Source organism: Paenibacillus sp. RUD330, from assembly GCF_002243345.2.
Taxonomy (GTDB): domain Bacteria; phylum Bacillota; class Bacilli; order Paenibacillales; family Paenibacillaceae; genus Paenibacillus_O.
This window is the reverse complement of the sequence record NZ_CP022655.2, coordinates 4533878-4559643: the sequence shown is the minus strand read 5'-3', so window position 1 is coordinate 4559643 and position 25766 is coordinate 4533878. Positions and strand designations below refer to the sequence as shown.

The following is a 25766-nucleotide window of genomic DNA, read 5'->3' as shown; positions in this document are numbered from 1 at the left end:
ACTGAGGTCAATTCATGACAGGGGGAATGGTTATGAGAAACATAAGCAAGCTTGGAATCGCCGCCGTCACGGCCATGACGCTGCTCACCGCGTGCAGCGGCGGAACGAACAATGAAGCCTCCTCCAAGAGCGGGGAAGGGGCGGACGCCGGCAAGAAGATCAAGCTCACCGTATGGCATAATTTCGCCGGGGACGACGCCCGCGCCAAGACGGTCCGCGCCAAGATCGAGGAATTCGCCGCCAGCCGTCCCGACGTGGAGCTCGACGCTCAAGCCATTCCTCCGGACGGATACCGCCAGCGGCTGAGCACGGTCGCCGCCGCGGACGAGATGCCGGATGTGTTCCTCTCCTACTCCGGCAGCCATATCAAGGGCTTCCAGGAGTCGGGGCTCGTGCAGCCGATCAACGAGCTGCTCGACAGCAAGCAGGAATGGAAGGACAACTTCCTGCCCGGAGCCTTCGACGGCTCCACGATCGACGGCAAGACTTACCTCGCTCCGCTCGCCATGTCGGCGACTTCCTTCCTTTATTATCGTACGGACTTGTTCGAGCAGAACAACGTCGCCGTGCCGAAAACCTGGGATGAGCTGATGGCCGCCGTCGCCGCCTTCAACAAGGCGGGCATTACGCCGATCGCTCTCGGCAACAAAGCCCCGTGGGTCGCGCAGTCGACCCTGCTCGGCTCGCTGGCGGACAGGGTGACAGGAACCGACTGGTTCAAGAAAGCGGTTGCGCAGGACGGGGCTTCCTTTGCCGATCCGCAATTCGTGGAAGCTCTGGGCTACTTCAAGCAGCTTGTCGACGCCGACGCCTTCGCCAAGGACGCCAATACGATCGACAACACCCAGGCGGAGCAATACTTCGTGCAGGGCAAGGCAGCGATGATGGTCAGCGGCGCATGGACGCTTACGAATCTCGCCGCCACGAGCGAGGAGGAGTTGAAGAAGATCGACATCACGGTGCTTCCTTCCGTTCCGGACGGCAAAGGCGAGGCGAACACGATTACCGGCGGCGCCGGCGCCGGATTCGCGCTCAGCAAAAAGGCGGAAGGCGACAAGAAGCAGGCCGCGCTCGACTTCATCTATGCGGTGAGCGGACCGGAGACGCAGAAGGCGATCGCCGAAAGCAACTCCATGATCATGTACAAGACGGACGTCGACCAAACGAAGGTCACCTCCCTCTATTACAAGGCTTTCGAGCTCGTCAAAACGATCGGCATCACGCCGGTCTACGATGCCTACCTGTCGGCCGAAGCGGCGGAGGCCATCAACAACGGCCTGCAGGAGCTCATGATGGGAGGCAAGCCGGAGACGGTCGCCCAGAATCTCCAGGATGCTCAAGCCCGTTCGCTCAACCCATAACCGCACAGTCGGAGACCCGTGCCCGCAGCGGGTCTCCTTTTTTGCACAAGGAGGCTGATAACCCGTGCCGACCCCTCTCCGCAGCAGAGGTTTCATCGCGGCGGCGCTGCTGCCCGCACTGATCGTATTCATCCTGTTCGCCATCGTGCCGATTCTGTGGTCCGTCTATTACGGCTTCTTCCAATGGAAAGGAATGGGCCAGCCGAAGTTCATCGGATTCGGCAACTACTCGGCCATGCTGCAGGATCCCGTCTTCTGGAGGGCTCTGAAAAACAACTTGATCCTCGTCGTTTCCGCCATTGCAGGGCAGATCCCCATCGCGCTTGTCGGCGCGCTGCTGCTCACCGCGAACGGCTGGTTCAACCGGCTGATCCGCTCCGCGCTGTTCATGCCGATGGTGCTCTCCACCGTCGTCATCGGGATGATCTGGGGCTACATCTACAACTCGCAGTTCGGCCTGCTGAACGAGGCGCTCTCGCTGCTGGGGCTTGAGAGCTGGACCCGGGCGTGGCTGTCCGATCCCAAGGTCAACATGTACGCGGTCTCGATTCCGATCAACTGGAGCAACATCGGGCCTTACTTGATCATCTTCATTGCCGCGCTTCAAAACATATCCTCGGAAATCCACGATGCCGCCGCCATCGACGGCGCTTCCGGCTGGCGCAAGCTGCGTTCGGTGACGCTTCCGATGGTATGGAGCACGGTCGTCGTCACGCTGGTGCTCTGCATCGCTGGCAGCCTGAAGGCTTTCGACCATGTCATCGTAATGACCGGAGGCGGACCGGCCAAGTCGACGGAGCTTCTCGCTACTTATATGTACAACAACACGTTCGCCGTCTACCGCTACGGATACGGCTCCGCCGTCTCCACCATGATCATCGTCATCAGCCTGCTGCTCATCGCGCTCAACCTGCTCGTTACCCGCAGGAAGAACGGCTGAGGAAAGAGGAGGGATTCCTTATGAAAGCAACCGCTGCTCCTGTCCGGTCTGAGGCTGTCGCCAGAGCCCGGGCCGGCTCGGCCGCCGGACGCTTCGCGGTGAAGCTCGCCCTGCTGCTCTATGCGGCGGGCACGCTGTATCCGCTCTACTGGCTGTTCATCAGCGCGCTTAAGACCAACGACGAATTTTTCGCCCATCCCTATGCGCTCCCGCAGAAATGGGTGCTCTCCAATCTGTCCCGAGCCTGGGAGCTCGGGCATATGGGCCGCGCCATGTTCAACTCCGTTCTCGTATCGGTGCTGTCCGTCGCCCTGACGCTGCTGCTCGGCACGATGGCCGCCTACGTGCTGTCCCGCTTCCGCTTTCCGCTGTCGCGGGTGGCGACGGGGCTGTTCGTACTCGGCATGCTGATTCCGATCCACAGCACGCTCGTGCCCCTGTTCATCGTCATGAACAAGGTCGGGATGCTCGATACGTATGCCTCCTTGATCCTGCCTTACACCGCCTTCGAGCTGCCTATCGCGATCTTTGTGACGATCGCTTATCTGGCCTCGATTCCGCGCGAGATCGAGGAGGCGGCGCTCATCGACGGCTGCGGCTGGTGGGGGATCTTCTTCCGGATGATCCTGCCGCTGTGCAAGCCTGCGCTCGCCACGGTGGCGATCCTTGCTTTCCTGCGCTTCTGGAACGACTTCGCGTTCGCGCTCGTGTTCATCAACTCGCAGGCGCTCAAGACGCTGCCTCTCAGCCTGGCCCTGTTCTCCGACGGTTTCGGCACGGATTACAGCCTGACGATGGGGGCGATGGCCATTGCCGTGCTGCCGACCATCGCCGCTTATCTGGTCTTCCAGGAACAGATCATGAAGGGCATGACGGCGGGCGCCGTCAAAGGATGAAGAGAATCGTTCTTAATATGGAATTTTATGTATAAAAATGAATATTCAATAGGCCTTTTGATTTAAAATATTCATAAAATTAGGTCGTTAGATGCAATAAAACCCGGTTCCGTTTGGTTGGGAACCGGTTTTTTAATGTGAAGTCAATAGGACCTCTGTGCAAAAAAAGATAGGTTATGCTACTTAGTTCATATTGACGGGTTGTCTTTATGCATTCTATAATGGCAATGATCAAATGCAAATGTTGGTAATTGTAGAACTTTACTGCAATATTGATATTGTCGTCGATTGCCGTAATATTCTGAAGGGGAAACTGCTATGGTCTATGATGGCATCCTTATCGGTCTTGTCGTCGGATTTATCCGGGCAGGCTGGAAGAGCGGCTTGATCGCTCTAAGCAATGTCAGAATCAAGGGCGGATGGGTATTTCCGCTGCTTCTGATTCTTCAGTTTGTATTGTTTTACATGCAGGAAAGCATCCCTTTCTTTGCCGAATTCAACGGCTACTTTTATATGGTCATTTATGTGGCTGGTCTCATTCTTTTGACGATTAACCGCAAACAAAAAGGCTTTGGTCTTCTAGCAATCGGCGTTTTAATGAATTTCCTCGTCATGGTATTTAACGGTGGGCGCATGCCTGTATCGTTGGAAGCCGCATCGGTTTTAAAAGACCCTGCTTTCGTCGAAATGCTTAAAAACGGCGATATTCTTTATAAGCACGTTTTGATGGATTTCCACACCCGCCTCGCCTTCCTAGGCGACATCATTCCATTGGGACCTCCTTACCCAAGAAGACAAGCAATCAGCATCGGCGATGTCATCATGAACATTGGCGTGTTCTTCTATTTGCAGGATTTGATGCTCTCCAGAAAACAACAAGATAAGGAAGATCGAGCCAAGGAAGAGGAATCAAAAGGGGAACAGGGCTTAGGAGCGCGGGCAATTTGAAGACGGGGAAACTTCATATGGAAGGAGGTGGACAAACATGAAGAAAATCAATGTTAAAGCCATTCTTTTCAATGTTGCAATCGTAGCATCTGTAGCGGTTTCGCTTACTTCTGGAATTAAAATCAACTAATTAAAAACTTCTTGATAAGGAACAGGCATCTTCTGTTCCTTTTGTCTTTTCTTTTACTGCTAATGAGGGAGAATGCGTGATGAAGAGGATGCTTGGATATTTTAAAGAGCCGTCAAATATTTATTTTCTGTTGATTACTCTTATAGGCTCTTTTTTGTTTCTGTCTTACTTCTATCCATTCGACTTCGTTTTCTCCACCTCGGAATGGGTTTTGATTTATGCCATGATCGCCGGTGTCATCCTGATGGATCACTACATGTTCCAAATTCCGCCGGAAGGGAACCGGCAGTCCATGGATTCAACCGTTTTTCTCGCAGCGTTATTCATCTATGGTGCGAGAATGGCATTTATTGTTCTGTTATTAAGCGCGATCATCATTGCTTTTTATAAGAAGCAGGTTCCTTGGTGGAAGCATATGATTAATTTCGCCGTATACACAATCATGATCGCTTCTGCTCAAACGGTATACTCCTCGATGGGCGGCATGGAAAATGGATTCAGCCTCAGTCTGCTTCCTGCGTATTCTCTATCCCTCACCGTATACTTCATGGTCAATGTCCTCCTTATCGCAGGTTATTATTTTCTGCTATACAAAGGCAAACTGGTTGTTGAGATATCAAGGCTGTTTCTCCAGGAATGCATTTTCGCCTATCTGATTACGTTGTTATTAGCCATCGTGTTGCAAATCCTCATTGTAAACACGCACTTTTTCGGCCTTTTTCTGTTTTTGATTATTGCCGTCCTGCTGTCCCACGTCTTCAAGCAGCTGTTCTTCATGTACCACGAAATCAACGACAAAGCCAACAAGGACCAGCGGACGGGGCTGTACAACCACAGCTACCTGGAAGAGAAGCTGGATGACTTCATAAAAACCTACCGCGAGAACGGGAAGATATTCTCCTTCGCGATGCTGGATCTCGACGACTTCAAGAAATACAACGATCTCTACGGACATCCGCAAGGCGACAAGCTGCTCAGCTTTGTCGGCTCCATCATCAAGGCGGAGTGCGAGCCTCAAGAATTCGTCTGCGCCCGCTACGGGGGAGAGGAATTCGCGGTCATCATGCCGGGCTGCGGCAAAAACGAAGCCCGCAAATTCATCAACCAGCTCCGCAAGACGGTGAACAACTCTCCGTTCGAAGGCGTGGAAATCCTCCCGCATGGATGCGTGTCGTTCTCGGCCGGCGTCATGGAGATGAATGCCGAAACATACGAGAAATCGCAGCTTGTCGGCTTGTCCGACCGGGCGATGTACATTTCCAAGTCCAAGGGCAAGAACACGGTGACGATCTACGGGGAGCAGACCTATCTGCCGCAGAAGTTCGAGCATGAAATCAACGAGCTGGAGCAGCAGATCCGGGTATTCCTCTCCAAGGATGTGTACACGTTCAAGCATTCCAAGAGGGTGTTCTCCTACGCGGTGGACATGGCGGAGAAGCTCGGCCTGAACGAGGAGGAGCGGCGGACGCTCATTCTCGGCGCGCTTATCCATGACATCGGCAAGCTGGAGATTCCGAGGGAAGTGCTGACCAAGAGAGCGAAGCTGTCCAAGGAAGAATGGGAGCTCGTCAAGCAGCATGTCACCTTCGGCAAGGAGTTTCTGCTCGCATCGGGAACCTATTCGGATCTCGTGCCGCTTGTCGAGCTGCATCATGAACGCTATGACGGGACGGGTTACCCGCATGGGCTCAAGGGGACGGAGATTCCGAAGCTGGCGAGGCTGCTTTGCATCATCGATTCCTTTGACGCGATGACGACCGAGCGTCCTTATCAGCGGACCCGGACGTTCGCGGAGGCCGTGGAGGAGATCCGGGCTTGCTCGGGCTCGCAGTTCGATCCGGAGCTTGCCGTTCCGTTCATCGCTTATGTCAACCACCGGATCGAGCAGGACGATATCCCCGAGGAGATCATCCAGCAGCTCCGGGAACAGCAGGAAAGGGAAGGCGCTTGATTCGCTGGCCGTTTGCCGATGTGGCAAACGGCTTTATTATTTTCCTTTAGCCTATTGACGTTTTAGGGGACGAAAAGTCATAATTTAATAGAATGTAAACGCTGTACAGGTCTCCTGGACGACAAACGCAACTTCAAAAGGAGGCTGAAAGCATCGCATGGGCAAACCTGACAAAGTAGCTCTGAGGCTGCAGGAAACGATGGATCGCCGCCGCATCGTCGGCATGGCCTGCGCGTTTCTGATTCGCGGACGGCTCGTATGGAGCGGAGGTCTGGGACTGTCGGACAAGGAAAGAGGCTTGCCGGTGTCGGACAAGACGATCTTCCGCATCGCATCCATATCCAAGACGGTCACGGCGGCCGCGATGCTCCAGCTCGTGGACCGCGGGTTATGCGGCTTGGACGACGACGCAGGCAAGCTTGTCGGCCTTCCGCTCCGCAATCCAGCCTTTCCCGACCAGCCGGTTACGCTGCGGCAGCTGATGACCCATACGTCGGGACTGCGCGACGAATATGCCGGCTTCGCGGCCGCTTCCCGCCAGGATCCGATGATTCCGCTCTCCGAACTGATCATTCCCGGAGGACAATGGCATCCGGCCAAGCTGTGGGGGGACAAGCCGCCGGGGGATCCGGCCGGTTATGAATATTCCAATCTTGGCGCGATTATCATGGCTACGATCATCGAGCGGCAGAGCGGAGAGCGCTTCGACCGCTACTGCCGCAAGCATCTTTTCGAGCCGCTCGGCATGCGGGATTCCAGCTTCAACCTGCAGCATTTCGAGGAGCCAGACCGGATCGCGGTCCTCTATGAGTACGATGCCGATGCCGGAGATTATGCTCCGGCCGCAGACGCATTTCGCGGCCGTCTGCCGGAGCCGACGGACCTGCGGGATTATGTTCCCGGCGCCAACGGATCGTTGTTCGGCCCGCAGGGCGGCCTTCGGACGACAATCGCGGATCTGTCCCGCTGGCTGGAGATGCTGGCCGGCAAGGGCGAGCGCAGCGGAGTCCGGATTCTCCGCAAGGAGACGGCGGAGCAGATGCAAGCCCGGCAATGGTCCAGGGTTCCGCAGGAAGGCTTCTACCGGGAAGGCGGCCTGCAGCTTCAGCGGACGCATGACCTCATGCCCGGCAGGCTGATGATCGGCCATGCCGGCGACGCCTATGGGCTGCGCAGCGGGATGTATTTCGAACCCGAAGCAGGGATCGGCATGGTCTACGCCATGAACGGGCTGGACGACGCCAAGGAAGGCCATGTGTTCACCGCCGCGGAGACCGATCTGGCGGCTGCGATGGCCGATATATTCCTGCGCAAGAAGGCGGAGCGTTAGCGGGCCTCTGCCCGGTCGTTGACCGGGCGCCGCGCCTTCAGGCGCAGCTGGACCCGGAAATCGGGATTGGCCGATAGAAGGGCATGGCCTGTCGGCGCGTGCCGGTGGTCGCAGCCAGCGCCGAATCGGCATGGGCCGATAGCAGGATTTCTCATTTACAACCCGCTCGAATCGATGTTAGAATAATTAACATCAAGCGAGCGCATGAAGCAGACAAGGGAGAATGACGGATGCCTTTCGACAAGAACACGCTGTATCTCATAGGCGATGCCCAGTCATCCGTGAACAATCCGATCACCCAGCAGTACAGCGCTTTTTTCATCGGGCTTGTCGTTGGGAAGGAATCCGGGATCATCATCGACGCCGGCTGCTCCTCCACCATTCCGCTCACTTCGGAGTTCGTCCGCTCGATCTTCATCGGCCACTCCGTCCTGGACGTGGAGCTGGTAGCCGAGGAAATCCGGAGCAGGTACCACGGCTCTTCGCAGAAGGCATTGATCGTCGCCTTCAAGGACGCCTCCAAAAAATTCAAATCCACGCTCATCGACTAGAAGAGCAGGCCTTTGCGCCTACTTCCGGTACAGCGTAAACGCTGCTTTATTTATCCGTATGGCGGGACATTCCGGCATGCACGTAAATAAAACCCAGCCAACGGATCCAGGGACAAGCATGTCCCCGGCTGTTGGTCTGGGTTTTTTTCATACTCTTTACCGATTGATTATTTCTTATATTCCGGGAGGATGGCCTATGAAGCTCTATATTTCGGTAGACATGGAAGGCATAACAGGACTTGTGGACAGCACGCACGTCGATTCGAGCCAGCGCAGCTATCCTCGCGGCCAGGTCATCATGACGGACGAGGCCAATCATGTCATCGGCACGGCATTCGACGAAGGCTGCTCCGAAGTGATCGTCAACGACAGCCATTCCAAAATGAACAATCTGCTGATCGAAAGGCTGCATCCCGACGCCCAGCTCATCACCGGAGACGTCAAGCCCTACTCCATGGTGCAGGGGCTTGATGCTTCGTTCGGAGGAGCCGCCTTCCTCGGCTACCATACGATGGCGGCCACCCGCGGCGTTCTCAGCCATACCATGATTTTCGGCGTGACGAAGATGTACATAGGGGATACCGCCATCGGGGAGCTCGGCTTCAACGCCATGGCGGCCGGCCACTACGGCGTTCCCGTCCTGCTTGTGGCAGGCGACGACGAGACGGCGGCGGAGGCGGAGGCGCTGCTGCCGGGAGTGACGACGGCAATCGTCAAGAAGGCGATTTCGCGCACGGCGGCTCTGTGCCTGACTCCGGACAAGACCGGCCAGCTGCTGAGGGAGAAGACGAAGGAGGCTCTCGACAATCGTACCCGCGTCAAGCCGCTGGCTTCGCCGGAGCGCCCGCATCTGTCGATCGAATTCGCGAACTACGGGCAAGCCGAGTGGGCGAACCTGATGCCGGGAACCCGGATCGAGGGCAACAGCCCGGTCGTTTCCTTCCAGGCCAAGGACATTCTCGAAGCCTACCGGGCCATGCTGGTCATGATTGAGCTGGCGACAAGGACCAATTACTGCTAAGACGTTTTGCCAGACCGATTAAGGGGAGTGACAGAAGGTGGCATCTTACATCCTGAAGCGGCTTGTTTCTATGCTGGTTACGCTGTGGCTGATCATCACGGTGACCTTTTTCCTCATGCATTCCGTGCCGGGGTCTCCGTTCGACAAGGACGGCAAGAACAGCAACCCGACGGCGGTGCAGAACATGATGGCTTATTACCATCTGGACGAGCCGATTGGCGTTCAATACGTGCTCTATCTGAAGTCTCTGCTCAAGCTCGATCTCGGTCCGTCGATCGGACATTTTCCCGACAGCGTGAATTCGATGATCAGCCGCGGCTTCCCCGTCTCCTTCCAGCTCGGCATGATCGCCATCCTGTTCGCCATCGTCGCCGGCATCGCGCTCGGAACGGTCGCCGCCCTGTACAAGAACCGGCTGATCGACCAGGCGGCGATGGTGCTCGCCGTGCTCGGCATCGCCGTGCCGAACTTCGTCGTGGCGACGCTGCTGATCAAATATGTGGCCGTGGAATGGCATCTGCTGCCGGTCGCCATGTGGGGAACCTGGCGCCACGCCGTGCTGCCGGGGCTGGCGCTGGCTACCGGTCCCATCGCCATCATTGCCCGCATGACGCGGGCCAACATGGTGGAGGTGCTCACCTCCGACTATATCGAGACGGCCCGCGCCAAAGGACTGCATCCGTTCGTCATCGTCACGAAGCATGCGCTGCGCAACGCGGTGCTGCCGGTCGTCACCCTGCTCGGGGCGCTGATCGCCAACGTCCTGACGGGAAGCTTCGTCATCGAGAAGATCTTCGCCATCCCCGGCATGGGCAAGTATTTCGTGGACGGCATCAACAACCGCGATTATTCGGTCATCATGGGCACGACCGTGTTCTACAGCGCTTTGCTGCTGTTCATGATGTTCCTCGTCGATATCGCCTACGGCCTGATTGATCCCCGCATCAAGCTGCACCGGAAGGAGGGCTGAGCATGAGCGTACCGGATTCCCTGTTTGTCCCCATGAACCGCTCCGCCGTGGATGCGGAAGCGATCGTTCGGCCCCGCCTCGGCTTCTGGAAGGAATCATGGAACCGGCTGCTGGCCAACAAGCTCGCGTTCGCCGGAGCCGTCATCATCATCCTGCTCGCCCTGCTCGCTTCGTTCGGCCCGATGCTGACGGACCAGAGCTATTCCAAGCAAGTCCTCACCGATGCGAACATGAGCCCGTCCGCCGAGCATTGGTTCGGCACGGATGACCTGGGCCGGGACGTATTCGCCCGCATTCTGTACGGAGCCCGCATCTCGCTGTTCATCGGCCTGATGGCCACCCTGATCGACCTCGTCATCGGCATCGTGTACGGCGGCATCGCCGGGTACGTCGGCGGCCGCGCAGACAACCTGATGATGCGTTTCGTGGACATGCTGTACGGCGTTCCCTATCTGCTCATCGTCATTCTGCTCATGGTCATCATGGGGCCGGGACTGCTGACCATCATCGTCGCGCTCAGCGCGACGGGATGGATCGGAATGGCCCGCGTCGTCCGCGGCCAGGTGCTGACGCTGAAATCGTCGGAATATGTGCTGGCTTCCCGTTCGATCGGCTCCAGCGGCTGGCATATCATCCGCAAGCATCTGCTGCCCAACGCGATGGGCGTCATCATGGTGCAGATTACGTTTTCCGTGCCTTCGGCCATCTTCGCGGAAGCGTTCCTCAGCTTCCTCGGCCTCGGCATCCAGCCGCCGCTTGCGAGCTGGGGCGTCATGGCGAGCGACGCGCTCGGCGTCATCCTCTCCGGCCATTGGTGGAGGCTGTTCTACCCGGCATTCTTCATCTCTATGACGATGCTGGCGTTCAATCTGGTCGGCGACGGCCTGCAGGATATCTTCAACCCTAGGCAGAGGAGGTCATGAGCATGTGGAGACGTTCCAAAAAAGCGTCGATATCCGCGGTCGCGGCTCCCGATGCCCCGGCCAGGGAAAAGGCTGACGACCCGTCGAAGCAGCCTTCCGAGGCCTATCATGGAACCCGGACGGAGCCGTCCGATCCGGCAGCAAGGGAAAAGCCGGCCGGCCGTGAGCCGAAGGAGGCTGAAGACAGGGCGCCCGGCAAAACCCTGATGGCCGTCGAGAATCTGCGGGTCAGCTTCCGGACCCATGGCGGAGAGGTGCAGGCGGTGCGCGGAGTCGATCTCCAGCTTCGCGAAGGCGAGACGCTGGCCATCGTCGGGGAGTCGGGCTGCGGCAAAAGCGTCACCGCCCGCAGCCTGATGAGGCTGCTGCCGGAACAGACGTCGAAGCTAGGCAAGGACTCGCGCATCGTCTGGAAGGGCGTTGACCTGACGCGGCTCAAGGAAAAGGAGCTGCGCAAGCTGCGCGGCGCGGAGATCTCAATGATCTTCCAGGATGCGATGACGGCGCTCAACCCGACGCTCACCGTCGGAGAGCAGCTGATCGAGAGCATCGCCCTGCACCGCAAGGTGCCGAGATCGGAAGCGCGCAGGATCGCGGTGGAAATGCTCGGCCTGGTCGGCATTCCGAGTCCGGAAACGCGGCTGAAGCAATATCTGGGCGAGTTCAGCGGAGGTATGAGGCAGCGCATCATGATCGCGATCGCCGCCTCCTGCAATCCTTCGCTCCTCATCGCCGACGAGCCGACGACCGCGCTCGACGTGACGATCCAAGCCCAGATTCTGGAGCTGTTCCGGATGCTGCAGCGGAAGACAGGCGTCTCCATCGTGCTGATCACCCATGATCTGGGCGTCGTAGCCGAAACGGCCGACCGCGTCTGCGTCATGTATGCCGGCGAGATTGTGGAGTCGGGCTCCGTTCGGGAGCTGTTCCGCAGGCCCCGGCATCCGTACACGAGAGGGCTGCTGGCCTCGATGCCGAGGCTCGACCGAGACCGCTCGCGCCAGCTCGAGCCGATTCCGGGCACGCCGCCGGATCTGTTCGCGCCGCCGCCGGGCTGCGCCTTCGCGGCTCGATGCCCCCATGCGATGGAGGTGTGCCGGCTGCATCATCCGGCAGCGACCCAGGTAGGAGGCAGCCATTCGGTGTCCTGCTGGCTGGAGGATCCTCGGGCGCAGCAGGCTCCGCCGTCCTCCGCGGCCGGACGGTCGGCCGCGATCGGCTAGCCTGGCGGCGCGCTGGACAACCGGGAGCCGTCTGCTCCGCTTCATTCAAGCACCTTTTTATTCGGGGCCAAGGGGGGACAAGGGGAGCGCAGGCCTGCGGCAGACAAGAGCAGAGGCAGGCCGTCTGACCGGAATCATCCGCCGGCGGAGTGCAGCGAGGCGTGCAACGACTTATATCCACTATTCGAATCAAAGGGGAGAGCCACGAACATGTCCATGAAAAAAATGTCCGTTACGCTGATCAGCTGCGTGCTGCTGGCCGGAACAATTCTGGCCGGCTGCGGAGACGGCAACGATGGAGGCGGCACCGGAGAAGCCTCCGGCAAGATTCTCCGCTACAACAACAGCAAGGAGCCGACCTCCCTCGATCCGCCGATCGGCTTCGACCAGATTTCCTACGACGTGGTGAACAACGCCTTCGAGGGGCTGACCCGCCTCGGCAAGGACCAGAAGCCGGAAGCGGCGATGGCGAAGGAGTGGAAAGCGTCCGACGACGGCCTGAAGTACACCTTCACCCTGCGCGACGGCATCAAATGGTCCAACGGCGATCCCGTGAAGGCCTCCGACTTCGAATACGCCTGGAAGCGGCTGCTGAACCCCGACACGGCCTCCGACGCGGCCTTCCTCGCCTATCCGATCGCAGGAGCGGAGGCGTACAATTCCGGCAAGGGCTCCGCCGATGCTGTCGGCATCAAGGCGACGGACGACAAGACGCTTGAGGTCACGCTCGCCCACCCGGCTGCCTGGCTGATCCAGATGACGGCGAGCCCGGCCTTTTTCCCGGTCAACCAGGCCGTTGTCGAGAAGAATGCGAAGTGGGCGGGCGAAGCGGCGACGATCGTCGGCAACGGACCGTTCACGATTACGGAATGGAAGCATGACGACGAGCTGAAGATGGTCAAGAACAAGGATTACTGGGATGCATCCAGCGTGAAGCTGGGGGGCGTCACCTATAAAATGGTCAATGATACGAATACCGCCTACCAGCTCTTCCAGTCCGGCGAGCTCGATACGACCGGCAGCATTCCATCCGACATGGCCGACAAGCTGTTCGAAGAGAACAAGGTCAAGGTCGAAGAAGCGGCGGGCACGGCGTTCTACCGCTTCAACGTCACGATGGAGCCGTTCAACAACATGAACATCCGCAAGGCGTTCGCCGAAGCGGTCGATCGCCAGCAGCTCGTCGATCTCGTGCTTCGCCAGAAGCACAAGCCGGCCGTCGCCTTCGTATCCCCGGGCCTCGAGGATGCGGCCGGAGGCGACTTCCGCGAGAAGGGCGGAGACCTGCTGAAATTCGACGCGGCCGATGCCAAGGCGCTGCTCGACAAGGGCATGCAGGAAGCCGGCTATTCCAAGCTTCCGGACATCACGCTGACCTACAGCACGAACGACATCAACCAAAAGGTCGCCCAGGCGATGCAGGCGATGTTCAAGGACAATCTCGGCGTCGATGTCAAGCTGGAGAGCAAGGAAAGCAAGGTGATGGTCGCCGAGCAGAAGAAGCTGCAGCTGCAGCTGTCCCGCTCCTCCTTCCTGCCTGACTTCGCGGATCCGATCAACTTCCTGGACGGCTTCCAGTCGGACAATCCGTTCAGCCGCACGGGGTGGAAAAACGCCAAGTACGACGAGCTGATCAAGGGCGCCTACCAGCAGAGCGACGAGAAGAAGCGCTATGAAATGATGCATGAAGCCGAAGCCATCCTGATCGACGAGGCTCCGATTCTGCCGCTGTACTTCTACAACACGGTCAATCTCGAGAGCGACAAGCTGTCCGGCGTCGTGCGCCATCCCTTCGGCTTCATCGACTTCAAATGGGCGGAGCTGAAGTGAGCCGTCCGGGCCTGATCCGCCCGCGCAAGCTGCAGCCCGGCGACACGGTCGGCGTTCCGGCCCCCGCGAGTCCGGGAGACCGGGAGCAGGCGGAGGCCGCCGCTGGCCATCTGCGGCGCCTCGGCCTGAACGTGAAGCTCGGCCGGACGCTCTCGCTGCGCCGGGGCTACCTGGCCGGAAGCGACGAAGAGCGCGCGGAGGAGCTGAACGGACTGTTCGCCGATCCGGACATCGCGGCCATCATCTGCGCGCGCGGCGGATACGGGACGGCACGCATCGCGGACCGGCTCGACTACGGCATGATCCGGCGCAACCCCAAGATTTTCTGGGGATACAGCGACATTACGTTTCTTCATTCGGCGATCGGGCGGCTCAGCGGCCTGGTCACCTTCCACGGGCCGATGATGATCGACCTCAAGGAGCTGCCGGATGGCGAGGACGGAGCCGGCCATGCCCGTCCCCATCCGCTTACTCTGGAGGGGTATAACCGTCTTCTCGCCCCGCATAATCTTCACTATACGGAAGAAATCGCTCCCCTTTGGGAGCTGGTTCCGGGCGAAGCGAGCGGCCCGCTTGCCGGAGGCAACCTGTCGCTCCTCGTCAGCACGCTGGGAACGCCGTACGAAATCGATACGAGAGGCAGGCTGCTGCTGATCGAAGACATCGACGAGGAGCCTTACCGCGTCGACCGGATGCTGTGCCAGCTGAAGCAGGCCGGCAAGCTGGATGATGCCGCCGGCATCGTCGTCGGCGACTTCCATAACTGCGAGCCTTCGAAGCGCAGGGAGTCTCTGAGTCTAGGAGACGTTCTGGCGGATTACATCGTGCCTGCCGGCAAGCCGGCTATGGCCGGCTTCCGAATCGGGCACTGCTCGCCCAACATCGCCGTTCCGCTTGGGGTGGAAGCTGTACTGAACACGAGCGGCCGAAGCCTTGTTTTCAACGAATCCGGATTCTCGGACGGCGCAGAGCCGGCCTAGAGCATCCCGGCCAGCTGCATGAGGAGGACAACAGCATGAACATTGAAAGCATACAGGTGATGAGGCAGTCGACCCCTCTCCACAAGCCGTTCAAAACCGCGCTGCGCACCGTGCACGACCAGGAATCCATCCTGGTCCGGATCCGGGACCGCGACGGCCGCGTCGGCTGGGGAGAGGCGCCGTCGACGATCGTCATCACCGGCGACAGCCTCGAGAGCATCGAGTCGGCGATCCGGCTGACGTTCGCCCCGCTGCTCGTCGGGCAAAGCCTGCTCGGATACGAGCGCCTGCTGCAGAGCGTGCACGGTGCGATGGTCGGCAGCAGCAGCGCGAAGGCGGCTGTAGACATGGCGATCTATGATTTGGTCGCCCAGCATTGCGGGTTGCCGTTGTACCAATTCCTCGGCGGCTACAAGGACCGCCTGGAGACGGACTTCACGGTCAGCGTGAACTCGCCCAAGGAGATGGGCGAGGATGCGGCGAGCTGCGTCCGGGAAGGCTTCAACGTGCTCAAGATCAAGGTCGGCAAGGACGACGTGCAGGAGGACATCGAGCGCATCCGGGAAATCCGCAGCCGCGTAGGCGGCGGGGTGAAGATCCGCCTCGACGCCAATCAGGGCTGGCAGGTGAAGGACGCCGTCCGGACGATCCGCCGCATGGAGGATCTCGGGCTCGACATCGAGCTGGTGGAGCAGCCGGTCAAAGCCCACGACATCGAGGGGCTGAAGGCGGTCACCGACGCGGTCCAGACTCCGATCATGGCGGACGAGGCCGTCTTTTCGCCGGCGGAGGCGCTGCGCGTGCTCCAGATGCGGGCGGCCGATCTCATCAACATCAAGCTGATGAAGTCCGGCGGCATCTACAAAGCCCAGCTCATCAACGGCATGGCGGAGCAGTACGGCGTGGAATGCATGGTCGGCAGCATGATCGAATCGCGGGTGGCGGTGACGGCGGCCGCCCATCTGGCGGCGAGCAAAAAGAACATCACCCGCTTTGATTTCGACGCTCCTCTGCTGCTGAGGAGCGACATCGTCGACGGAGGCGTCCGCTACGACGGCCGCGTCATGACGTTCCCGGATGCCCCGGGACTGGGCATCCGGGATGTGCGCGTAGCGGCCAGCCCGGGGGCGGCGGTATCATGAGCGCGGCCTTGAGGGAAGCGCGCGCGGCGGTGTCTGTCGCGACCGTATGGACGGGACCGGGGTCTCCGCGGGAGCTGGATGCTCCGGCGCTGGCCAATCCGGCCGAATTGCGCGGCTGGCTGTCCTCCATGACGGTGGACGACCGCCTTGACCTTTGCGATCGGAATCGGGTGCAGACGCAGCTGCTCTATGGCGAGCGCGTGCTCGTGGCGGAGGAGAGGGAGGGCTGGGCTCGTGTATTCATTCCGGGGCAAAGCAGCTGCAAGGAGCCTCTCGGCTATCCCGGCTGGGTGCCTCTGGCGCAGCTGGCCTTCCCTTCTCCGGGAGCGTTTCCGGACGGAGCCTGCCGAAGCGGCAAGGACAGGCAGGACGGAGAGCGGGCTTCCGGCCGCTGCGCCGTGGTCACCGCCGGCACCGCCTGGCTGCTCGATTCCGATCCGGACGATGCTGGGGGCGGAGCGCCCAAGCAGCTCATGGAGCTGAGCTATCTCACGCGGCTGCCGGTCGCGGAGGATGACGCCGAAGGCTTGACGGTGCTGCTGCCGGAAGGCGGCAAGGGCTGGCTCCAGCGCGGCGATGCCGATGCTGGAGCCAGCCCTCGATCGGCCGGCGGCCGCGGCGATCATGCGGGCCGCTTCGTCGTGGAGCAGGCACGCCGCTTCCTCGGCCTTCCCTACCTGTGGGGCGGCATGTCGTCGCTCGGCTACGACTGCTCGGGCCTGGCGTTCAGCATGCACCGGGCGGCCGGCATCGCCATTCCAAGAGACGCCTCCGACCAGGCGCTGGAAGGGCAGGCCGTAGACCGGGAGGACCTGACTCCGGGCGACCTGCTGTTCTTCGCTTATGAGGAAGGCAAAGGGAGAGTCCACCATGTCGGCATCTACGCCGGCGGCGGGCGGATGATCCATTCGCCCCGGACGGGACGCTGCGTGGAGCTCGTCAAGTTCGACGAGAACTATGAGCTGTACCGCGAGCATTGCGCTTCGCGGCGATATTGGAACCAATAGGACTTGCGGGTCCGGCATGCTGCCTTTCGGCGGCGGCCGGGCTTTTTTCATTTGCGGAATTTATGGCGCGGCATGCGCTCTTGGATTGCTGCTGGAGGCATCGCCGCTTTACTTTTGTTTCGGCATCAGCTCCACTTCGACGGGCATCTTGGCATAGCCGGGGTAATCCTCGACATCGAAGGTGAGCGGCTGAGGAAAGCTCCCATTTGGAAGCGGGTAGAACAGAGTCACGGCATCTTTGCTCGTTTCCGATTCGCTTGCCTGGAAACGGTCCGGGTAAGCAATTTTATGGACGGCGCCTTGGCCATCGGTAAACGTATTGGAGAGCATATTGTAGCCGATGTAGTGGCGATCGTTCGGATCCAAGGCGGTCAATTCCAGAGCCATGACTTGATAATCGGATCGGTTATCTTGAATGGAGCTGCTCCCGCCTATTTTCAGCCTGGAATCCGGAGCTTGAAGCACTTGTTTTTTTTCCGTATCGACAACCACTTTCTGTCCTTTATCGAACATATAAAACCCGTCTGCGAGCAGAGTGAGTTTGCCGGGAGAGTCGAAATAGCTGTTCTGGAACGCCAGGGACATGATTTCATTTCCGAGGAATCCGGTATTATCGATCCATTGCTTGCCGGTTCCGTCGATCAACCGCAGGTTGAGGAAGCCTTTGATCTCCTTGGTATTGGCGGAATCCTTGCGCAGCGTAATCTCCATCTGCAGCGGAGTTTGCCGAGCCCGGACGATCGTGAGCTTCTGCCCCTCGATGGACAGGGTCTTGTTCAGCTCGTAGGTTTTCGCCATGCCTTCGGACCGGCCGGTGTCGATGTCGAGATCGGTTTCCAGCATGGTCCCGTCCAGTTCGGCCTTGAGCGTGACCCGATCCGGCATCGTCTCGCCCTGCTGCAGCAGGACGTCCACGTAGTCCTGGGGCCCTCTCGGCTGGTAAGCCGTTTTCCCCATTGCGGAATGGTTCGTTCGGATGCTTCCCTTAAGCTCTGTTCCGTTCTCGTCCAGGATTTTGATCTTGACGCTCTTTTCCCAGCCCGCCGTCATATTGGTGGTGTAAAAAATGACCAGACGCCGGTCATCGGCGATAAGGGCATCCACCGTGAGCCGTATTCCCTTATTCTCCACCGTCTTGCCGACGGGCTGGAGAAGGTCCATGTCGATGGCGCTGCGCAGGGCGGAGTCCTCGCCGATCAGCTTCAGGAAGCCGCTGAGACTGGGAATCTGCTGCAAGGCGCGGGCAATAGCAGGGGAAACCTTGGCGGCTCCGGCCGTCACCAGCACGAGAGCAAGCAGCAGCGAGGCGGCGCCGAGCGACCACCGCTTGCGCCGGCGGGGAACCGAACGGCTCTTGCCTCGGTCGAGGCCGTCGCGGATGGCTGCGCGGAGCCTGTCGTCCTCCGGGGAACCTGGTATCGGGACGGTGAATTCTCCCGGTCTCGACAGTCCATTCTCCAAGCTGTCCTCTATTAAGCCGGCATCACCTTTCAGACCTTCCCGCTCCTTGAGGCTATCGGAATGACTTCCTCTCGAGCCATCACTGCAATCGGATTCTTTTGCATTCCGTCCCGGCTCATGAGCCATTTGACGTTTCCTCCTTTCCTTTCTCCGCTGCGGCGAGCGCCGCACGCAGCATCTTCAGAGCTTTGTGAAGCCAAGTTTTGACGGTTCCGTCCGGCTTGCCCAGAATGCCGGCGATTTCCGTCAGCGTCATATCCTCCCGGTACTTCAGGACGATGACGTCGCGGTATGGCTGATCCAGCCTTCTCACCGCTTCATCCATATCGAGCCTGCTGTCCACCTCGGAGGCTTCGTCCGGCCATCCCGAGGCGCCGTCCTGCTCCAGCTGCTCATGAATGCTGCCTGTCGCGTCCATCCGCTTGCGGCGCGCCAGCTCATCGGAGCATACCCGGATCAGAATTCGCACGAGCCATGTCGTCATGAATTCCGGCTTGCGTAGATGGCGCCGCTTCAGCCAAGCCCGGCATACCGTCTCCTGCACGGCTTCCACGATATCGGCTTCCCGCTGGAGGTATGCGGCTGCGATCCGGTACATTCGCTGCCGCTCAGCGTCCATCAGCTGGATGAATGCCGTTTCGTCTCCTTTGGCGGCCGCGGCCGCCATTCGTGTTTTGTCCATGACGGATCTGCGTCCTCCCGTCAGGCGCTTTGGCTAGTGCCCAAGGCGCCTGATTTCAATTCGGCGCGGCTATTCGCTGCGTCATCTTCCTTTTATCCTCTATCTATTAGACCTGCGGGGAAGAGAAACGGTTTCCCGATGCCGGATTTTATTTCCTCCGGGTTAGAAACTTTTCATCCGGTGGCCCGATTGGGCTCCCTTTGTTATACTAATGGCAAATCTAGCAAACACTGAATGATAGAGTGGAAAGAAAGGGGAGCCGCCCATATGAAGCTGACGGTCGATCCGGAAGCGGCCCGCTGGTATAAGGAAGAGCTGAATCTGCAGGAAGGCGACCAGCTGCGCGTCTTCGTGCGTCTGGGAGGCTGCGGCAGCGTGCAGCCGGGGCTGTCGCTCGGAATCATGAAGGACGAGTCGCGCCGGCCCGGCTTGCGGCAGGAGGAGGAAGGGCTTGTCTTCTTCATGGAAGAGGACCAGCTCTGGTATCTCGACGGAAAGGAGCTTCATCTGCGCTATGATTCCGCGCAGGACGAAGCTTTCATGGATGTCTACTAAATTCTGCAAGCGGAAGGGAGCGCATGGAATGAGAAGATGGCTGGTTGTCCTGCTGGCCGCCCTGGTAGTGGCGGCCAGCGTGCCTGCCGGACCGCCCTCGGCCGCGGTTGCAGCGGCAGCGGTATCGTACAAGGTCGCGACCAGGTCGCTGCCTGTCCTCAAGGAGCCGGATCAGAAAGCAGCCGTCAAAGGGTATCTGACCCAAGGAGCGACGGTTCAGGTTACGGACGAGCAATTCGGCTGGATGAAGGTGAGCGGACAGGGTCTCACCGGATGGGCGGCGGGCCATTACCTGGTCAAGTCGGCCTCCGGCGCCGGAACGCCGGGCTCGGCATCGAGCGTGTCCCTGTCCGGTGCTGCCAACCAGAAGTCGGGTGTCATCACGGGAAGCGGAGTGCGGGTGCGCAGCGGCCCCGGCACCGGGTATTCGGTCGTCGGGAGCGTTACGACCGGCGACCGGGTGACCGTGCTCAAAACCTCCGGGCAATGGAGCAGCGTCAAGACGCCGGGCGGTCTGGCCGGCTGGGTCAGCAGCCAATACATAAGCGCCAGCGGGACTTTGGTGAGCACGGGCGGAGGCAGCGGCCCCGCAGCCGGCAGCGCGATCGGGAGCCTCAAGGGCAAGCGGATCGTCATCGATCCCGGCCATGGCGGCAACGATCCCGGCATGATCGGCACCACGCACAAAACCGAAGAGAAGGATCTTACGCTCAGCACCTCCAAGCTGCTCGCCGACGAGCTTCGGGCGCGAGGCGCGAGCGTGGTCCTGACCCGTACGAAAGACAGCGAGAAGCCGTCGCTCCCGGACCGGGTCCGGATCGCGGAGCAGGCGTCGGCGGACGCCTTTGTCAGCATTCATTACAATTCCTCTCCTACCAAGGCATCCGGCACGCTGGTGTTCTATTATTCCAAGAACAAGGATGCGCCGCTTGCGAGAGCGGTGGAAGGCCCCCTGGAAGGGCTGAGCCTCGGCACGAACGGCATATCGTTCGGAGACTATCATGTGCTGCGGGAGAACAGCCTGCCGTCGGTGCTGCTGGAGCTTGGATTCCTCAGCAACGCCAAGGACGAGGCGGAGGTGCGGACGGAGAAGTATCAAAAGGAAGCCGCTGCCGCGATCGCGCAAGGCTTCGAAGCCTATTTCGCCCGCAAATCAACCTGAGAGAAGGATAAACGCCCATGAATTATGCCATCCTGGGATTGCAGGCCGTCATTCTGGCTGCTGTCGCGCTGCTCTATATCACACGTCCCAGAGGCCGCTCCGGGACAGACCCGTCGCTGCTGCGGGAGCTGGACCGGATCCGGGACGACGTCCGCAGCTACACGGCGGAGCATGCGGCGCAAGGCCGGCAGGAGGCCGCCGCAGCCGCGCGCCAGAACCGCGAGGAGCTGGCGGCTTCCATGAACGCCATGAACCGCACGCTCATGGGCAACATGAACGACATGGCGCTGCAGCAGAAGCATCTGCTGGACAGCTTCTCCGAGCGTCTCGCGGAGCTGACCCGCGTGAACGAAACGAAGCTTGAGATGATGCGCAGCACCGTGGAGGAGAAGCTCAGGCATCTGCAGGAGGACAACAACCGCAAGCTGGAGCAGATGCGCGCCACGGTCGACGAGAAGCTGCATGCGACGCTGGAGCAGCGGCTGGGCGAATCGTTCAAGCTGGTCAGCGACCGGCTGGAGCTCGTGCATCAGGGACTCGGCGAGATGAAGAGCCTGGCGAGCGGCGTCGGAGACCTGCGCAAGGTGCTGACCAACGTCAAGACGCGGGGCACGCTCGGCGAGATCCAGCTCGGCAACCTGCTGGAGCAGACGCTGACGGTAGAGCAGTACGACCGCAATGCCGCTACGCGCCGGGGCAGCAGCGAGCGGGTGGAATTCGCCGTCCGCATTCCCGACAAGCATAATCCCAATCAGATCATCCATCTGCCGATCGACTCCAAGTTTCCGATCGAGGATTATCAGCGCCTGCTGGACGCCTTGGACGCGGACGACCATCTGGCTGCGGCGGAATGCTCCAAGCAGCTGGACGCGCGCATCAAGCAGGAGGCGAAGTCGATCCGCGACAAATATATCGATCCGCCGAATACGACCGACTTCGGCATCATGTTCCTGCCCGTAGAGGGCCTCTTCGCGGAGGTGCTGCGCCGCCCCGGCCTGTGGGAGCAGGTTCAGCGCGAGTTCCGGGTCGTCATCGCAGGTCCCACGACGCTGACCGCGCTGCTGAACAGCCTTCAGATGGGCTTCCAGACGCTGGCGATCCAGCAGCGCTCGAGCGAGGTGTGGCAGGTGCTCGGCGCCGTGAAGACGGAATTCGGCAAGTTCGGGGATCTGCTCGACAAGACGCAGAAGAAGCTGCAGGAGGCAAGCAACTCCATCGACGCGGCGGCGGTCCGATCCCGCGCGATCGAGCGCAGGCTGCGCAAGGTGCAGGAGCTGCCGGCCGGAGAGGCGCCGGACCTGCTTCTGGAGGCCGCATCGGAATGAGGAGGCTGCCGTGAGCATCGCCAATCTGCTCGTGACCGGGTACCGGGCGCATGAGCTGAACATTTTCTCGCAAAAGCACGAAGCGATTCCGTTCATCCGCAAGGCGGTGGAGAACCGCCTCGTACCATTATTGGAGGAAGGATTGGAATGGATCATCTCGCCGGGGGGGTATGGCTTCGATCTGTGGGCCTGCGAGGCCGCGATCGGCCTCAAGCGGGACTACCCGCAGCTCAAGATATCGATCATGACGGCGTACGCCAATCCCGACGAGAAGTGGAAGGAAGACCGCAAAGCCTATTATGAAGGCATTCTGCGGCAGGTCGACCATCATGCCAGCGTCAGCAAGCAGCCCTACGAGGGCGTATGGCAGATGACCGCGCGCGACAGCCTGCTGCTGCGCAAGACCGACGCCATGCTGCTGTTCTACGACGAGGAGATGGGGGAGGGCAGTCCGAAGTATTTCAAGGAACGGGCGCTGCGGAAGCAGCAGGACGAGGATTATCCCCTGTTCACGATTACGGCGGAGAGCATCCAGAGCATCGCGGAGGAAGAGCGGCTGGCGGATTGACCCATAGAAAAAAGGCTGGAGCGCGCAGAAGTTCTGCGGCTCCGGCCTTTTTCGCGTTTAGATGAAATGTCGGTCCATGGCCGGATTCATCGCGGATTCAGGACGCTTTCCTCCAGCGCCTCGAACCGGTTGCCGTACGTCTTCTCCAGATGGCGGTCGCCCCATTCGCATAGCGAGGTCAAAATGGATTGAAGGGATTGGCCATAGTCGGTCAGCTCGTATTCCACCTTGGGCGGCACCTGGTTGTAGCTGATGCGGTTCACGATGCCGTCCTGCTCGAGCTCGCGCAGCTGCTGGGTCAGCATCTTCTGCGTGATGTTCGGCATGAGCTGGCGGAAATCGCAGGTCCGCTTCTTTCCATGCGTCAGATGGCACAGGATGACGGTCTTCCATTTGCCTCCGATGACGTCCAGCGTGGCTTCGACCGCGATATTGTATTTTTTCATGGTTGCGGTTTCACTCTCCTTGCTTCGCAAAAGGAACTAAAAAGTAGCTATGGCACTTGAAAGTGCGTTCTGTTCAAATTGTTGTCACAGTTCCATAATAACACTTGCCGGCACGAGATAACATAAAGGAGTTGAGTTCAAGTGCAATCAAGTTCTAGAAAAAATACGCTGGCGCTGCTGTCGCTTGCTATCAGCGCCTTTGCCATTGGAACGACGGAGTTCATCAGCGTAGGACTGCTGCCGATGATTTCCGGAGATTTGGACATACCGGTCACGATGGCCGGTTTGACCGTAACGCTGTACGCGCTCGGGGTCATGTTCGGCGCCCCGGTGCTGACATCGCTGACGTCGTCGATTCCCCGCAAGACGCTGCTGATCGCCATCATGCTGGTCTTCATCGCCGGCAACAGCCTGGCCGCCTTCTCGACCGGGTTCGGCATGCTGCTCGCGGCCCGGGTTCTGTCGGCGCTCGCGCATGGCGTGTTCATGTCGATCGGTTCGACGATCGCCGCCGATCTCGTTCCGGAGGACAGGCGCGCCAGCGCGATTGCGGCCATGTTCACGGGCCTCACCGTCGCGACGGTGACGGGAGTTCCGCTCGGAACCTTCATCGGGCAGCAGCTGGGATGGCGTTCCGCTTTCGTCGGCATTGTGGCCATCGGAATCATCGCTCTCGCAGCGGCATGGGTGCTTGTGCCCGGTCAAGGCTTGCGTCAGGGAGAAAGGACGCCGCTGAAGGAACAGGTCAAGCTGCTGACCAGCGGCAGGCTTGTGCTGGCCTTCCTCATCACGGCGCTCGGATATGGAGGAACGTTTGTCGTCTTCACTTATTTATCCCCATTGCTCCACGAGATAACCGGATTCAGGGAATCCGCAGCGGCGCTGATCCTGCTTCTGTACGGTATCGCGATCGCCATCGGAAATCTTATCGGGGGAAAAGCGGCCAACCGCAGGCCGCTGCCGGCCCTGCTCGCCATGTTCACCGTGCAGGCGGTCATTCTGCTCGTCATGATGGCGGCGCTGCCGCATAAGACGGCCGGACTGATCGCGGTGTTCGCGATGGGGCTGTTCGCCTTCATGAACGTGCCGGGACTCCAGCTCCATGTCGTGCAGCTGGCGGAGCGTTACGCTCCGAAGGCGGTCGATGTCGCTTCGGCCGTCAACATCGCCGCATTCAACGGCGGCATCGCGCTGGGAGCTTGGCTTGGCGGCATGGTGACCGACCATATGGGGCTGATCCATACCACGTGGACGGGAGCCATCATGGTGGCGGCCGCAGTCGTCTTGACGGCATGGAGCCTGCTCTTGGAGAAGAAGGGCTCGAAGGATGAAGCGGAAGCGATGCCTGCCGAAAGGCAGACGGTCTGAGCTTCAGAGGATGCAAGAAACAAGGATGCAAGAACAGGGCACAACGAGAGGAAGAGGGGAATGAACGCATATACGAATCGAACGGTTGCGCTGGCCAACGGGGTCGCCATGCCTTGGCTTGGCATGGGGGTATTCAAGGTCGAGGAGGGGCAGGAGCTTGTCGAGGCGGTCAAGGCCGCCGTGCGCCTAGGTTACCGGAGCATCGATACGGCAGCTGTATACGCCAACGAGAACAGCGTCGGGCAAGGCATCCGGGAAGCGCTGGAGGAGAACGGGCTGTCCCGGGAAGAGCTGTTCGTCACCTCGAAGGTATGGAATGCCGACCTCGGCTATGGGGAGACCCTGGCCGCCTATGAGGCGAGCTTGAGCAAATTAGGGCTGGATTATTTGGATCTGTACCTGATTCATTGGCCCGTTGCCGGGAAATACAAGGCTGCATGGCGGGCTCTCGAGACGCTGTACAAGGACGGCCGTGTGAAGGCGATCGGCGTCAGCAACTTCCATGTCAGCCATCTGGAGGATTTGATGAAGGACGCTGAGGTGCGCCCGATGGTCGATCAGATTGAGCTCCATCCGCTGCTGTCGCAGCCGGAGCTGCGCCGTTTCGCCAAGGCGGAAGGCATCCAGCTGGAAGCCTGGTCGCCGCTGATGCAGGGCCAGCTGCTGGATCACCCGCTGCTGCTGGACATCGCCTCCAGACATGGCAAATCCGTCGCGCAGGTCATTATTCGCTGGGATCTCCAGCATGGCGTCGTCACGATTCCGAAATCGACGAAGGCGGAGAGGCTGGCTGAAAACGCAGCCGTCGACGGCTTCGAGCTGACGCCGGGCGAGATGGAGTCCATCGACGCTCTCAACGAGAACCGCCGCGTCGGCCCGGACCCGGACAACTTCGATTTTTAAGGACGAAAAACGCTTCGCAGACGGAAGGAGGAATCCTTTCCGCTGCGGAGCGTTTTTTTTTGAGGGGCGAGCCGAGAAAGAAGGGACGCCGGC

Annotated in this window: 25 protein-coding genes; 21 read left to right on the top strand and 4 right to left on the bottom strand. The window is 59.9% G+C overall.

Annotated elements, in window-relative coordinates; translation table 11 throughout:
* The first annotated feature begins 32 nt into the window (after positions 1–32).
* From CIC07_RS20925 to CIC07_RS20900, 6 genes are all read left to right on the top strand, one after another.
* Positions 33–1361, top strand: a complete 1329-nt coding sequence (locus tag CIC07_RS20925; RefSeq protein ID WP_076359287.1) for an extracellular solute-binding protein — start codon at positions 33–35, stop codon at positions 1359–1361.
* A gap of 64 nt (positions 1362–1425) precedes the next feature.
* Positions 1426–2301 (top strand): carbohydrate ABC transporter permease, encoded by an 876-nt coding sequence (locus CIC07_RS20920; protein WP_048746771.1) that lies wholly within the window; start codon positions 1426–1428, stop codon positions 2299–2301.
* A 20-nt stretch (positions 2302–2321) separates the two neighbouring features.
* Complete coding sequence (locus CIC07_RS20915; protein WP_076359288.1) at positions 2322–3197, top strand: carbohydrate ABC transporter permease; 876 nt, start codon at positions 2322–2324, stop codon at positions 3195–3197.
* Positions 3198–3515: 318 nt separating this feature from the next.
* On the top strand, positions 3516–4145 hold the full coding sequence (locus CIC07_RS20910; protein ID WP_076359289.1) for a DUF5317 domain-containing protein: 630 nt from the start codon (positions 3516–3518) through the stop codon (positions 4143–4145).
* A gap of 857 nt (positions 4146–5002) precedes the next feature.
* Entirely contained in the window at positions 5003–6226 is a 1224-nt protein-coding gene (locus tag CIC07_RS20905) for a bifunctional diguanylate cyclase/phosphohydrolase (RefSeq protein WP_234993081.1), read from the top strand.
* A gap of 157 nt (positions 6227–6383) precedes the next feature.
* Entirely contained in the window at positions 6384–7556 is a 1173-nt protein-coding gene (locus CIC07_RS20900) for a serine hydrolase domain-containing protein (protein ID WP_076359290.1), read from the top strand.
* Here the strand turns inward: CIC07_RS20900 and CIC07_RS20895 are convergent.
* The gene (locus CIC07_RS20895; RefSeq protein ID WP_157741954.1) at positions 7553–7711 is read right to left on the bottom strand and encodes a hypothetical protein; all 159 of its coding nucleotides are present in this window, start codon (positions 7709–7711) and stop codon (positions 7553–7555) included. The genes CIC07_RS20900 and CIC07_RS20895 overlap by 4 nt on opposite strands.
* 75 nt (positions 7712–7786) lie before the next feature.
* Here CIC07_RS20895 and CIC07_RS20890 point away from each other — a divergent pair, with 75 nt between their 5' ends.
* From CIC07_RS20890 to CIC07_RS20850, 9 genes are all read left to right on the top strand, one after another.
* Positions 7787–8107: a DUF3870 domain-containing protein gene (locus CIC07_RS20890; RefSeq protein ID WP_021881040.1), complete on the top strand. Its 321-nt coding sequence runs from the start codon at positions 7787–7789 to the stop codon at positions 8105–8107.
* Positions 8108–8303: 196 nt separating this feature from the next.
* Positions 8304–9128 (top strand): D-aminopeptidase DppA, encoded by an 825-nt coding sequence (locus CIC07_RS20885; protein ID WP_076359291.1) that lies wholly within the window; start codon positions 8304–8306, stop codon positions 9126–9128.
* 37 nt (positions 9129–9165) lie between these two features.
* Complete coding sequence (locus tag CIC07_RS20880) at positions 9166–10098, top strand: ABC transporter permease (RefSeq protein ID WP_076359292.1); 933 nt, start codon at positions 9166–9168, stop codon at positions 10096–10098.
* A gap of 2 nt (positions 10099–10100) precedes the next feature.
* On the top strand, positions 10101–11021 hold the full coding sequence (locus tag CIC07_RS20875) for an ABC transporter permease (protein ID WP_076359293.1): 921 nt from the start codon (positions 10101–10103) through the stop codon (positions 11019–11021).
* 206 nt (positions 11022–11227) lie between these two features.
* A complete protein-coding gene (locus CIC07_RS20870; protein WP_076359337.1) occupies positions 11228–12244 on the top strand; it encodes an ABC transporter ATP-binding protein in 1017 nt (338 codons plus the stop codon).
* A gap of 216 nt (positions 12245–12460) precedes the next feature.
* Positions 12461–14074: a peptide ABC transporter substrate-binding protein gene (locus tag CIC07_RS20865; RefSeq protein ID WP_076359338.1), complete on the top strand. Its 1614-nt coding sequence runs from the start codon at positions 12461–12463 to the stop codon at positions 14072–14074.
* Positions 14071–15054, top strand: coding sequence for a S66 peptidase family protein (locus CIC07_RS20860; protein WP_234993082.1), 984 nt, complete (start codon positions 14071–14073; stop codon positions 15052–15054). The genes CIC07_RS20865 and CIC07_RS20860 overlap by 4 nt, the downstream gene beginning before the upstream one ends.
* A 35-nt stretch (positions 15055–15089) precedes the next feature.
* The gene (locus CIC07_RS20855; protein ID WP_076359295.1) at positions 15090–16196 is read left to right on the top strand and encodes a mandelate racemase/muconate lactonizing enzyme family protein; all 1107 of its coding nucleotides are present in this window, start codon (positions 15090–15092) and stop codon (positions 16194–16196) included.
* The gene (locus tag CIC07_RS20850) at positions 16193–17203 is read left to right on the top strand and encodes a C40 family peptidase (RefSeq protein ID WP_076359296.1); all 1011 of its coding nucleotides are present in this window, start codon (positions 16193–16195) and stop codon (positions 17201–17203) included. The genes CIC07_RS20855 and CIC07_RS20850 overlap by 4 nt, the downstream gene beginning before the upstream one ends.
* Before the next feature lie 108 nt (positions 17204–17311).
* Here CIC07_RS20850 and CIC07_RS20845 read toward each other — a convergent pair whose 3' ends face one another.
* Together CIC07_RS20845 and CIC07_RS20840 are read right to left on the bottom strand one after the other, a co-directional pair.
* Positions 17312–18664: a DUF4179 domain-containing protein gene (locus CIC07_RS20845; RefSeq protein WP_157741953.1), complete on the bottom strand. Its 1353-nt coding sequence runs from the start codon at positions 18662–18664 to the stop codon at positions 17312–17314.
* A gap of 115 nt (positions 18665–18779) precedes the next feature.
* Entirely contained in the window at positions 18780–19346 is a 567-nt protein-coding gene (locus CIC07_RS20840; RefSeq protein ID WP_076359298.1) for a sigma-70 family RNA polymerase sigma factor, read from the bottom strand.
* 267 nt (positions 19347–19613) lie between these two features.
* Here CIC07_RS20840 and CIC07_RS20835 point away from each other — a divergent pair, with 267 nt between their 5' ends.
* From CIC07_RS20835 to CIC07_RS20820, 4 genes are read left to right on the top strand one after another with little or no spacing between them, the layout of a single operon-like run.
* A complete protein-coding gene (locus tag CIC07_RS20835; RefSeq protein ID WP_076359299.1) occupies positions 19614–19901 on the top strand; it encodes a HesB/YadR/YfhF family protein in 288 nt (95 codons plus the stop codon).
* Positions 19902–19929: 28 nt separating this feature from the next.
* Positions 19930–21063, top strand: a complete 1134-nt coding sequence (locus CIC07_RS20830; RefSeq protein WP_076359300.1) for an N-acetylmuramoyl-L-alanine amidase — start codon at positions 19930–19932, stop codon at positions 21061–21063.
* Between the two features lie 17 nt (positions 21064–21080).
* Positions 21081–22388, top strand: a complete 1308-nt coding sequence (locus CIC07_RS20825) for a DNA recombination protein RmuC (RefSeq protein ID WP_076359301.1) — start codon at positions 21081–21083, stop codon at positions 22386–22388.
* Positions 22389–22404: 16 nt separating this feature from the next.
* Complete coding sequence (locus CIC07_RS20820; protein ID WP_076359339.1) at positions 22405–22956, top strand: SLOG family protein; 552 nt, start codon at positions 22405–22407, stop codon at positions 22954–22956.
* A gap of 86 nt (positions 22957–23042) precedes the next feature.
* On the opposite strand, the gene CIC07_RS20815 is transcribed toward CIC07_RS20820, so the two are convergent.
* Complete coding sequence (locus tag CIC07_RS20815) at positions 23043–23402, bottom strand: winged helix-turn-helix transcriptional regulator (protein WP_076359302.1); 360 nt, start codon at positions 23400–23402, stop codon at positions 23043–23045.
* Between the two features lie 141 nt (positions 23403–23543).
* On the opposite strand from CIC07_RS20815, the gene CIC07_RS20810 reads away from it, so the two are divergent.
* Together CIC07_RS20810 and CIC07_RS20805 are read left to right on the top strand one after the other, a co-directional pair.
* Entirely contained in the window at positions 23544–24770 is a 1227-nt protein-coding gene (locus tag CIC07_RS20810) for an MFS transporter (protein WP_076359303.1), read from the top strand.
* A 60-nt stretch (positions 24771–24830) separates the two neighbouring features.
* Positions 24831–25673 (top strand): aldo/keto reductase, encoded by an 843-nt coding sequence (locus tag CIC07_RS20805; protein WP_076359304.1) that lies wholly within the window; start codon positions 24831–24833, stop codon positions 25671–25673.
* Positions 25674–25766 lie beyond the last annotated feature (93 nt).